The organism is Clostridium sp. CS001, assembly GCF_020443565.1.
Lineage (GTDB): Bacteria > Bacillota > Clostridia > Clostridiales > Clostridiaceae > Clostridium_AD.
The window spans coordinates 1-12269 of sequence record NZ_JAIZZN010000013.1; the positions used below are offsets into that span (position 1 = coordinate 1).

General features: G+C 32.6%; 13 protein-coding genes and 1 pseudogene. 1 reads left to right on the top strand and 13 read right to left on the bottom strand.

What is annotated here, in order from left to right:
- The first annotated feature begins 224 nt into the window (after nt 1-224).
- Nucleotides 225-818, top strand: a complete 594-nt coding sequence (locus LGK97_RS10225; protein WP_226259672.1) for a transposase — start codon at nt 225-227, stop codon at nt 816-818.
- Nucleotides 819-1083: 265 nt separating this feature from the next.
- On the opposite strand, the pseudogene LGK97_RS10230 reads toward LGK97_RS10225, so the two are convergent.
- From LGK97_RS10230 to LGK97_RS10290, 13 genes and pseudogenes are all read right to left on the bottom strand, one after another.
- A pseudogene (locus LGK97_RS10230) lies at nt 1084-2255 on the bottom strand (class I SAM-dependent methyltransferase).
- A gap of 407 nt (nt 2256-2662) precedes the next feature.
- The gene (locus LGK97_RS10235) at nt 2663-3754 is read right to left on the bottom strand and encodes an NADH:flavin oxidoreductase (protein ID WP_226259673.1); all 1092 of its coding nucleotides are present in this window, start codon (nt 3752-3754) and stop codon (nt 2663-2665) included.
- Between the two features lie 167 nt (nt 3755-3921).
- Nucleotides 3922-5058, bottom strand: a complete 1137-nt coding sequence (locus tag LGK97_RS10240; protein ID WP_226259674.1) for an aldo/keto reductase — start codon at nt 5056-5058, stop codon at nt 3922-3924.
- A gap of 28 nt (nt 5059-5086) precedes the next feature.
- The gene (locus LGK97_RS10245; RefSeq protein ID WP_226259675.1) at nt 5087-5704 is read right to left on the bottom strand and encodes a nitroreductase family protein; all 618 of its coding nucleotides are present in this window, start codon (nt 5702-5704) and stop codon (nt 5087-5089) included.
- Nucleotides 5705-5777: 73 nt separating this feature from the next.
- Nucleotides 5778-6770, bottom strand: a complete 993-nt coding sequence (locus LGK97_RS10250; protein WP_226259676.1) for an NADH:flavin oxidoreductase — start codon at nt 6768-6770, stop codon at nt 5778-5780.
- Between the two features lie 80 nt (nt 6771-6850).
- Nucleotides 6851-7000 (bottom strand): hypothetical protein, encoded by a 150-nt coding sequence (locus LGK97_RS10255; RefSeq protein ID WP_226259677.1) that lies wholly within the window; start codon nt 6998-7000, stop codon nt 6851-6853.
- A 132-nt stretch (nt 7001-7132) separates the two neighbouring features.
- Nucleotides 7133-8296: an iron-containing alcohol dehydrogenase gene (locus LGK97_RS10260; protein ID WP_226259678.1), complete on the bottom strand. Its 1164-nt coding sequence runs from the start codon at nt 8294-8296 to the stop codon at nt 7133-7135.
- Nucleotides 8297-8328: 32 nt separating this feature from the next.
- Complete coding sequence (locus LGK97_RS10265; RefSeq protein ID WP_226259679.1) at nt 8329-8883, bottom strand: nitroreductase family protein; 555 nt, start codon at nt 8881-8883, stop codon at nt 8329-8331.
- A 68-nt stretch (nt 8884-8951) separates the two neighbouring features.
- Nucleotides 8952-9239: a putative quinol monooxygenase gene (locus LGK97_RS10270; protein WP_226259680.1), complete on the bottom strand. Its 288-nt coding sequence runs from the start codon at nt 9237-9239 to the stop codon at nt 8952-8954.
- 35 nt (nt 9240-9274) lie between these two features.
- Nucleotides 9275-9496 (bottom strand): NifU family protein, encoded by a 222-nt coding sequence (locus LGK97_RS10275; protein ID WP_226259681.1) that lies wholly within the window; start codon nt 9494-9496, stop codon nt 9275-9277.
- Nucleotides 9497-9522: 26 nt separating this feature from the next.
- Entirely contained in the window at nt 9523-10029 is a 507-nt protein-coding gene (locus tag LGK97_RS10280; protein ID WP_226259682.1) for a nitroreductase family protein, read from the bottom strand.
- An 11-nt stretch (nt 10030-10040) separates the two neighbouring features.
- Nucleotides 10041-10448, bottom strand: a complete 408-nt coding sequence (locus LGK97_RS10285; protein ID WP_226259683.1) for a ferritin family protein — start codon at nt 10446-10448, stop codon at nt 10041-10043.
- A gap of 155 nt (nt 10449-10603) precedes the next feature.
- Nucleotides 10604-12241 carry a methyl-accepting chemotaxis protein gene (locus LGK97_RS10290; RefSeq protein WP_226259684.1) on the bottom strand — a complete coding sequence of 546 codons (1638 nt, stop codon included), beginning with the start codon at nt 12239-12241 and terminating at the stop codon, nt 10604-10606.
- Nucleotides 12242-12269 lie beyond the last annotated feature (28 nt).

The following is a 12269-nucleotide window of genomic DNA, read 5'->3' on the forward strand; positions in this document are numbered from 1 at the left end:
ATAAGTTTTTCCTCCACTATATAATTATTAAGAGAAAACATTATTTTTTTATAATTTTTAGTGGGGGAGTTTTGGGTTAGAATATGGGGGAGTTTTCACTTGACAAATACACCTGCTACTGGTGTTTATTAACTTAAAGAACTTGTAGATTTATACCCTGAAATAATTTCTATTCTGTAGTCTTAGATTCCGCATATGATGCTACTGCTTTTTATCTTTTATGCATGCATTATGGAACAAATCCAATTATTGATTTAAATTCACGTTCTTCATTTGATTTTTCTAAAGATGTAGGCTACGCCTATGTTGGAGGATTAAGAACAAATAGGGTAATATATCCACCAGGTCATGAAATGCTTGGAATTAAGCTTAACCGTATGATTAATACATTAACTAAGGACGATGCCAGGCTGGTCAAAGTTGGCAATAATGAGTATTATGTATACACATATAGTGGAACGCTTAATGATATCAAAAACTCTTTAATTGCTCTTTGTTGTCCGAAAGAAGCTCTTTTTAAGGATGTTTGCTTAGTGGCATTTATAACCCTAGATACATCTCTCACTACAGAGGAACTATTAAATCACTATAAGCACAGGTGGCCAATAAAAACATTTTTTAGAGAAACTAAAAAGCACCTTGGATTAAACCATTATCAAGTTAGAAGTAGTCGCAGCATAAAAAGATACTTCTTGCTACTAATGATGACTTATGTGTACTGTGAATTAGAAGTAAGTGATAGTACATTGAAGTTTATCAGTGGACTTAAAATTGCAAGGAATCAGGCTAAAAAAAAAGAAAGTATCTTGGATTTTTAATCAAGTTTCCATAGGAAACTCTCTTGAAGCTATTTTTGAAACCTTAAAAATATCCTAGGGTAGCTCATTTGAATTTATTATAGGAAATTATGTATTCAAATTCGCTCGTTTATAGTAGAGGAAATATTTTTTTGCAATGGTTAGTATATCTGGAAAACTCTATAAATAGGAGTACTCTTTCTTACAATTTTCAGACAAAATCTTATCACAATTATTGCACAGAAAGAGTACACTTTATATTGCTTACACAAAATTATTTACAGTATCATTTGTACATATATTCCCTAGTCCATGGTAAATCATTATTTGCATTTTTAGTGAATAAAATTTGGTATATAGTAATATTTCCGCAATTAAATGATGCTGCACAAGCATTTAAATATAGTCTCCACATTCTTATAAAAGTTTCATCCTTAGTTTTTCTTATTTCTGGTAGTGCTTTTTTGAAATTTGCTGCCCAGTATTCTAATGTTCTTCCATAATGCATTCTCAAACTCTCTAAATCAATTATATCAAACTTTTCATTTGCAATATTAGTTACTAATTCATTAAGTACAGGCAGGTATCCACCCGGGAAAATATACTTATCTATCCAAGTATTTGTTCCGCCTTCATCTATTCCTGCTATGGAATGAACTAAAGATACACCTTTATCATTTAATAATGCATTTACAGTAGCAAAATAATCTTTAATATTTTCTTTTCCAACATGTTCAAGCATTCCTACACTAACTATCCTATCAAATTTTCTGTTTTTAATTTCTCTATAATCTAGAAGCTGAACTTCAACAAGATCATTTAATCCTTCAAGTTTTATTCTTTCATTTACTTTTTTGAACTGCTCCAAGCTTAAAGTTATTCCCACAGCTTTTACTTTGTACTTTTTTGCAGCGGCGATGATTAACTCTCCCCATCCACAACCAATATCGAGTAATGTATCTCCTTCACTCAACGATAATTTTTTTAAGATATGGTCTCTACCTTATTCTCTTGAGCTGTATTTAAAGAATCCCCAGGGGACTTAAAGTATCCGCATGAATACGTCATTGAATCATCTAACCACAATTTGTAGAAATCATTTCCTATATCATAATGATGTTGAATATTATCTTTGTTATTTTTAACACTATGCATTAATTTCTTAACTAAATTCTCATACTTACTACTATTACTTAAAAAACTTTCCTTGTTATTATATAATGATTCAATAACGTCTTGTATGTTTCCTTGTATCTCTAATTTTTTAGACATGTATGCTTCTCCAAAGGCCATAGAAGGATCATTAACAATATCAGCTTTAGCAATAGGCTCATTTAAAATTAATTTAAATTTACTCTCACCTTCACCGTACTTCTTTACTTCTCCGTCCCAAAATATGATTTCAAAAGTGTCATAAAATAAACTTTTAAGTATTGTTTTATAAATCAATTTATCCATTAGCACCATTTTATCCTTCTTTCTAATTTCACTCAAGAAATTTTTATCGAAAAATATTAAAGAAAATATATCTGAATTATCCACGAATTCTTTAGTATAACGTTCAGATCTTATTGCAATATAACCTACATTTTTACTAAACATAACCCCAAAACCGCCCTTAGCAGCGATCATATTATTTACCTTATTACCTTTCTCTGCTGTAATAAGCATCCAATCTTTACCTAGAAGTTAAAATGGACCTTTATTAAATTCTTTGGTTTTAGTTTCTTTAGATTTTTTCATAACACACTATTGAATATAAAATAGTATGCACTTTAATGTAAGTTTGCAAGCTAAATAAATCTAATATTTATATTCTAAATAAGTCTTACTGTTTAATATAACATGTGTCTATATTAATCCATTCATTTATTCCTGTTAAATATACATGAATTCCCTTGAACATCTCTGCATTTGCCACAAGAAATACACTTTGCCTTGCTACTATCTTCTCCACCCCATCTATTTATTAAATTGGGTTCTCGCAAAAATGGTCTAGATAGTGAAAAATATTGAATTTTAGAATTGATCAATATATCTTCCATTAAGTTAAGTGATCTATTGCCACCAACTAAAATGATAGGCACATTTAATTCATCTGCTATCTCTGCAGCATATTTCCTAAAATATGAGTCGTCTTCTAAATATTTAAGACCCTTTTCTCTTACACTCCTATCCTCTGTTTTAGCTCCTACAACCCCACTGATTTCTATGGCATCAATGCCAAGTTCATCTAATCTTTTGCACACATATTTGCACTCTTCAAAAGTGAAGCCATCTTCTATAAAATCCGAGCAATTAATTTTAATTAGCACAGGGAAGTCCTTCCCAACTTTTTCTCTTACAGCTGCCAGGGTTTCAAAGATGATTCTTGCCCTGTTTTCAATATTCCCACCATACTCATCCGTTCTTTTATTGTAGTGAGGGCTTAAGAACTGACTGTAAATGTATCCATGGGCAGCATGAAATTCCACTCCATCGAATCCTGATTTTTTAGCTCTTAGAGAAGCGTCTGCAAAACTTTCAACAAGAGTTTTTATTTCTTCCTTTGTAGCTGCCTTAGGAGTAACACCATAGAAGCAATGTGGTACGGCTGATGGCCCCAATATGACTCTTTCGCCTACATTAAAGTCAGTTTGGGAACCGCCATATGCAATTTGTAATATTATGTTTGTATTTAACTTATGGATTTTATCAGTAAACTCTTTGTATTCTTCAATAAATGAATCATTATAAATCCCCATCATCCCGGGATTGGGCTGTTCATCCTCTGTAACAAAGGCATAGCCTGTGATTATAGTACCTACTCCACCTTTAGCAAGATTTTCATATACATTATAAAGTTTCTCTGTCATATGGCCTTTATCATCCGCCATGGCTTCCCATGTAGCAGATCTAAAGAATCTATTTTTTATATTCATAGTACTTAAAGTTGTGTTATCAAATAAATTTTTCATATTACCTCCATAAAAACTCATATTTTTTACTTGTTAAAGCTTATAAATTTTTGGGCATACATATCTAATGTTTATATCCAAACTAATCGCTTAGGCTTTACATACATTTAATTTATAAACTATTCATGATAAATTCTTTTTCTATGCTAAAATATTTGCGTTAGTTTTTATTCAAACATCCCTTTAACATTCTTCAATTCTTCACGAATAGAAATACCTTGTGGACAATGTTTTTCACATTTTCCACATTCAATACAATTCGATGCCCTTTGCTCTGGCTTCAGGAAATTATACATATCCGATTTTCCAAACATATAATAATCATTGTAACAGCTAAAATTGCGGGGTATATTTACTCCTTGAGGACACGGCATACAATACTCACAAGCCGTACAATTTACTTTGATCTTTTCTTTAAAAATACCTTTAGCTTCCTCAATGAGTTCAATTTCCTTTTCAGTTAATGCATTTACTTTAGCTTCACTTGCTATTTTTATGTTCTCTGAAACCTGTTCCATTTCATTCATACCGCTTAAAACAACTGATACTTCAGGGTGATTTAATATCCATCTAAATGCCCATTCCGCAGGTGTTCTTTTAACTTTAGCTTGATCAAAAATATCTTTTACGTCATCTGGAACATTAACAAGTTTACCACCCCTAAGCGGTTCCATTATTGTAACTCCCAGACCTTTATTTGCTGCGTACTTTAATCCTTCTGTTCCAGCTTGATAGTTTTCATCTAAATAATTATATTGGATTTGACAAAATGACCAATCATAATAGTCTACTATCTCTTTAAACAAATCGATTTTGTTGTGAAATGAAAATCCTGCATACTTAATTCTTCCATCTTTTATCGCTTCATTTAGAAATTCATTAATACTAGCTTCCTTTAATTTAGGCCAAGTTGTTCTATCAATTGCATGCACCAAATAAAAATCTATTGTGTTTGTGTTAAGTCTTTGTAATTGCTCATTTAAATACTTATCCATATCTTCTCTTGTTTTTATAAGCCAACTTGGAAGTTTTGTAGCTATCTTTACTTTCTTTCTATAGCCATCTTTTAAAGCTTTGCCTACTAAAGGTTCACTTGCTCCTCCTTGTCCCATTCCAGTACCATGATAAGGATAAGCAGTATCTATATAGTTAACCCCTTCATCAATTGCATGACGTATTAATCTTATGGCCTTATCTTCATCAATTTTTGTGGGATCTCCTTCACCAATGATAGGCAATCTCATGCAGCCAAATCCAAGAGTTGAAACCATCTCATTTGTTTTTCCAAACTTTCTATATAACACAATAACCCCCTCCTAATTATTAAATTAATTATATTGTTTCAATTATCAATTCATTTAATTCAAGTCGTGGTCTTTGGGAAGGATTTTGATCAGGATATCCTATAGGTAATAATGCTACTATCTCATATCTCTCATCAAGTTCAAGAATTCTTTTTGCTTTTTCACGATCAAACATCATTATCCAGCAACTTCCAAGCCCCAAGTCAACTGCTCTTAATGCAATATGCTCCAAAGCTATTGCTGCATTTAAACTTAAATATGATTTTAAGCTTTCTGCGTCCATCTCTCGTCTTCTTTTATTATAATCCTTTGAATCTCTATTCATATTTTCAAGTGGGGTATCTGCAAACGCATTGGATTGCATTAATTCCTTAGATCGTTTCTCGGCTGTATCTAAAACTTGTTTGTCTATACAGCATGCGATAATCAATGGTGCTTGTGTTACAAAAGGCAAAGGAGTACATTCAGCAAATTTAGCTCTTGCCTCCTGGCTTTTTATTATTACATAGCGAGTAGATTGTAAGTTGCTACCTGATGGTGCTAGCCTTCCTGATTCAATGAGCTCAGTTATATACTTTTCTGGAATAGGATCAGTTTTAAATTTTCTTATACTTCTTCTTGACTGAATTGTTTCAATTAATTCCATAATTACACCCCTATCATTTTATAATTTTTTATTCACTTCTTACTCTCTAAGTCTGAACGTTCTTTTGAAATATTTATTTAAGGCTTTCAATAGCTTTTTTCGCCCACTTAGAATCTTTGTATATAGGTCGAGCAACACCAATAAGATCAGCTTTATTTTCAGAGAGGAGTTTTTCAGCAGCGTTAACATCAGTAATTCCACCAGTCAATATAACCGGCACTGAGACAACTCCCTTGATAGCTTCAGTCAATGCTGAAAAATACCCTTGACCAGTACGCCCGGGAATAATGTAACCACAAAATCCGCCAGATATATCAAGAATGTCTACTCCTGCTTTTTCAAATTCTAATGCTGCGATTTTGCTGTCTTCAATTGTACTCCCGCCCTCTGTATAGTCAGAAGCCCCCAATCGAAGTAAGATTGGAAAATCATCACCCACGGCATCCCGTACGGCCTTAATAACTTCCAAATGAATTTTAATTCTGGCTAGCACATCTCCACCATATTCATCAGTTCTCTTGTTCGTAAGCGGCGAAAAAAATTGATTTAGAAGATATCCATGGGCAGAATGAATCTCTACACCATCAAAGCCAGCTTCCTTTACACGCAATGCAGCATCTTTAAACTCACCAATTATATCTTTAATTTCTCTTTTAGTAAGTTCCTTTGGAATATTACCTAAACGCGGATTTGCTATCGCAGAAGGTCCAACCGGCTCATATCCTGTAACAGTTTTACTGGCTGCGCTTCCTGCATGATTAATTTGCATTACTGTTTTGGAACCATTTTTATGAATAACATTGGATACTTTTTTCAAGTCTTCAACAAGGCTATCATCCGACACAGAAATCTGACCTTCACTTGCCTTTCCTTGTTGTGTGATAAAGCTATGTTCTATAATAACCAATGATATATAACCACCCTGTGATTTTTCATCATAATAATCTAACACATCTTTGCCTACTCTTCCATCTTTTTCAGATTTTGAAGTAGCCATAGGCGGCATAACCAATCTATTTTTTAAAGTTAACTTACCTTTATTTAGGGGTTTAATTAAATATAACATTTTAACCTCCTTAAAATTTGGAATCCAAATAGGCAACCTCTACATCCGTCTTACTGGCAGATGTAGATCGTCTAATTATCTTATAAATTCATATCTCTACTAAAATTTAAGTTTTTATTAGTTTTAACCGTACCAGTGCAAACACCTAACACCCCTGCCACACCTATATTCAAATATTCACATACTTCTCTAAAAACTCTTTCTACTGTTTCAGGCCCATAATTAGGCAACTTACCTTCATTTAATCATTAATAACGCATGACCTATCTTCATTTTTCTTATAAGTATAGAAGTACCAATGTATTACCATAATTTCTTGCGCTTCCTAAAGAAGGAACTATATTCATATAAATCACCTCGTATTATAGCGCAGCTATATATATATTTAACACATCCTGAGCATCTAAAGGTTTGAAATCTCCAAGTTTTCCCTGTGAAGTAGCTTTTCTTGCCATTTCCTCTAATTTGCCTTCTTCAATTCCAACTTCTCTTAATGTAGAAGGTATTCCCATTGAAACAAAATACTCACTTGTCTTTTTAATTGCATTATGAGCAATTTCATATTTATCACCACTAGGATCAATTCCCCAAACATTAACCCCATATTCAACAAATTTGTTTACTGTATTATCATTTAAGGCATATTCCATCCAATGTGGTGTTAAAATTGCAAGGCCAACTCCATGAGTAATATCATATAGTGCACTTAACTCATGCTCCATTCCATGAACACTCCACTCCGTTTCTTTTCCATAGCTTAAAAGACCATTTATAGCAAGACTTGAGGTCCACATTAAATTTGATCTCGCTTCATAATTTTCAGGTTCAGCGATAGCTTTTTTACCATAATTTATGCAGGTTTTAAGAAGTGCTTCTGCCATTCTATTTTGCACGTAAGCTGTGTTAGTATTACTAAAATATACTTCAAAAATATGACTCATTATATCCGCTGTACCAGCTGCTATTTGATTTTCAGGTACTGAGAATGTATAAGTCGGGTCTAGTATTGAAAATTTTGGAGCCATATCTTCATTACCCGTTGCCAATTTCTCACTAGTTTCCAGATTTGTAATTACTGCTCCTGAATCCATTTCAGAACCTGTGGCAGCCAATGTTAGTATACTTGCAATTGGAAGTACCTTATTTATTTTCATTGGATTTACAACTATATCCCACGCATCTCCATCATAGTAATAACCTGCTCCTATAACTTTTGCACAGTCAATTGTACTTCCGCCGCCTACAGCAAGTATAATGTCTATTTTATTTTCTCTGCATATCTCAATTCCTTTTCTTACACTTGATATTCTTGGGTTAGGCTCTACACCTGATAACTCAAAAAAGCTTATTTCATTTTTATTGAAAATATCTACAATTTCACCATATAAGCCACTTCTCTTTATACTTCCTCCTCCATAAACAAGTAATACCTTAGATCCATAATTCTTTACTTGTTCTGCAAGTACATCTATTTTATCTCTTCCAAAAAATATTGTTGTTGGTATTGAATAATTAAAATTTAACATTATTACACTCCCTTTATTTTAAAATTAATTTTTTATCTAATGTAATTTATAACATCTTTATTTCTTTTTGATGGCTCTAAAATACTTTCATTACTTTTATATCCTATTGCTATGGCATAAAATGGCTTATATCCATTAGGCAATTTTAATTTTTTAACTTCATCACTAAGTGTAAAGAAAAATCCAGAAAGTCCTACCCATACTGTTCCGAGATTAATGCTTTCACTAGCTATTAGCATATTTTCTATTGCTGCGCAGCAATTTACTAAAGATGACTTATCCTCTTCTCTACCTGAAACTATTATCAAAGTAGGCGCATCATAAAATATATTCACCGCACTTTTGCCCATCTTTACCATACCCTCATTATCACTTTTAAGCATCTCTTCTTTTGATTTATCACTTATAAAATTAATCATTCCTTTATCCTGTACTGCTGTAAAATGCCATGATTGTGAATTATTTGCGCTAGGTGCTTGTATACCAGCCGCTAGTATTATTTGAAGCTCTTCTTCACTTATTTGTTCTTCTTTATATTTTCTTGTGCTTTTTCTATTTTTTATTGCTTTAAGTACCTCATTTTCCATTACTATCCACTCCTTTATTAATATTTAAATTACGTAAAATCTTACTTTTCGTCAAAATTTGGAAGTTCTTAAATCACTTTTTTGCAAATATTCAGTTCAGGCTTTTGATTCATACATTCACTCATTTGTGGAACGATTTTTTTAAAATGCTCTGAAGACATATGATTATTCATAGCTTCAATTGTTTCCCACTCTTCTATCATGATTAGAATACTTGAATTTTTCTCATCCTGATACATTTCATAGCTTATACAGCCTTCTTCTTTTACTGTTGTTTCTACTAATATCTTTGCTAACTCTAAAACTCTCTCAATTTTATCTTCTTTAGCAAAGTTTTTCGCTATAACCTTTATCATAAAATCCCACTCCTCAATTTATTATTTTTTCTATGTCATACCCCTATAACTTCTTTAACTCCAGGTACTTCATCCCTTAATACTTGCTCAATAAACATTTTAATGGTCATTAATGCACCCGGACAATTGCCACATGCTCCCTGAAGCTGAACTTTGACAACTCCTTCATTGCTAACATCAACAAATTTTACATCTCCACCGTCTCTTTGCAATGTAGGACGAATCTTTTCCAATGCTTTCAATATCATATCTTCCATTTTGTAAACCTCCTATGATTAATCATTTATTTCCAATTTTCATAATGAATTCTTGCTTCATCAAATCTATCTACAAATTCATTCTTCTGCCCATCTGGATACGCTACTGGAATTAATGCAAAGGGTTCAATATTTTCAGGTAAATTAAACATATCACTTATATACTTTATTCTTTCTTGCACAGGTGAAATACCAAGCCAAACTCCTCCAAGACCTAACTCTACTGTTTCTAGAAGAAGATTCTCTGCAGCTGCTGCCATATCCTGTGGTAAGCATTCTAGAAATGTCAATCCTTCTTTTCTTGCCAAAAGAACAAATGTAACTGCGGAACTTGCAACCATACTTGAATAAGGACTTGCTTTAGATAATTTTTTTAATGTCTCTTTGTCTTGGACAACCATAAATTCCCACGGTTGCTGATTTCCAGCTGATGGCGCCTGCATTGCAGCTCGCAAGAGTTTATCTATTTTTTCCTTTTCAACTGGCTTGTCCTCATATTTTCTTATACTTCTTCTATTAAAAATTGCATTCATTATATTTTCTCCTAACCTTTATAAAATTTTTCAACTAATTTTTTTAACACTTCTCCATGACGGCCTTCATCCAATGCAGCTGCTTCGATTTGCTTTGCTGCATCTTCTAATCCAAGATCTCGTACACGCTTAGCAAATTGATTGAGCTTATCAACGCCACCACTTTCAAGTGGTGCCATGGTTCTTAAAACATCAAAAATATCCTCATTAACGTGTCCATTTAGTACCGCATATACCCCTGCATGTCGTGCTTCGTCTGCAGCAACTTTCATTAAAACTTCGTAAACTTCATCAAGCCCTTTTTCCTTGGCTAAGCAGGCTAATGCAGCGTACATACCGGCTCCCTGCTCCTCACCCTTCCAATATTTATCTACTTCTTTTTCTAGTTCTGTACCTTTTATTACTCCGAAAATACTCATTTAAATTCCTCCTTCTTAATAATTTTTATTCTTTCTATAAAATCATACTTAAAATAAGCAAAATTTACGTATTAGCTTTTCTTACATTCTATCTTCTATTTTGATTTGCGCTTCAATTGCATTAATATCATTTTCCCCATATACTATTTTTGCTATTATACATTAAAACTTGAAACGCTTTTTTCTAGTACAACGGCCATCTTAACCAATTTCCTAGCAGTTACTGCCATTTCATTGGTTATAGCTGCTTGCTCTTCTGTAGCTGCTGTAGCCTCTTCTGACGTGGATGAAATTTCCTGTGAGTTGACTGCTATACTTTCCACTGTTAATAAAATTTTATCTCTACCTTCCATAGTTCCTTGAAGGACCTCATGCACTACATTAATTTCTTTTGGAATATTGTTTACTTTATCGATAACATCCTTAAAAGAAGTTATTACTACTTCAACGTCCTCCTTGATTTCTTCCACACTTTTAGCTGCAATTTCTGTGGTACCTGAAACATCCTGTGTTTCTTGCATTACCCTATTTACTAATTCTGTTATATTTTTTGAGGATGTTAAAACCTCCTCTGCTAATTTTCTTATTTCATCGGCTACTACTGAAAATCCTCTTCCTGCTTCTCCTGCTCTTGCAGCCTCAATAGATGCATTTAACGCTAAAAGATTTGTTTGAGATGCTACACTATTTATAACGTAAACTATAGAATTAATTTTTGATATTGTTTCATCTAAATTTCCTACTTTATTTCTTACTATGTCAAAAGAATTCTGCATTCCTTCTATAGTATTAGATAAACTTTTTATCCTTTCAGATCCTTTATTTATATCTTTTTTTATATATTCTCCACCTTCAGCTAATTTCACTAATTTGATATTTACATTATTTAGATCTGATGAAAAATCTTCTAAAAGTTTAACTGCATAATCTAAAGCTTCTGTTTGTTTAATCCCCTCTTGTGATACGCTGCTTACAGAAGCTGCTATCTCTTCGCTAGATTCTGATACTCGATCTCCACCATTTGAAACCTCTTGTGATAAATTATGTAAGCTTCCTGACATAGATTTAATTTTCCGTACAAGTTCCCTAAGTTTTTTCGTCGTCTCATTGCTTACAGTAGCAAGCCTTCCTATTTCATCTTTACTTGTAACACTATATTCTACTGTTAAATCCCCGTTGCCTATTTTTTCTACAGTATTCTTTATACTCTCTATTGGTTTTGCTATTCTTCTTCCTAGTATAGTGCCTATAATAATAGCAATTATTAATATAAAAATACCCACAATAATACTTTTTTTAATACCATTAGTTATGTATTTTTGCATATTTGCTACTGAAATCCCCACTGAAAGGCTAGAAACTACTGCATTATCTCCCTTTATTGGTACTGTTACATTGTAAGCAGGTGTTCCTTGCCATTCATTCATAAATGAAGCCGTATTTCCTTTAAATACACTATCCAATTCAGCAGAGTCGATTTTTTGACCAATTGCATCCTTTGTAGTTCCTGCAACAAGAATTTTATCTAGAGATACAACTCCTATATAATATAGATTTCCTTCTGAATGCTGATAAGCCTCACTTACTAAAGACTGTATCTTATCAATATTGCTAATTCCTATATTTTCTATATCTGTTTTTATATTATTAGCTAAAGTTATTCCATCATATTTCATTTGATTTTGTATTCCTGTTATCATTTGATAGGTTGCAAAGGAAGTGGACACTAATATTATTACGACTGCCATTAATGCAAAATTTAAAATCAACCTTTTTCTTATAGAATTAAACATATTTTTACCCCTCTTATTGTTTATTTTA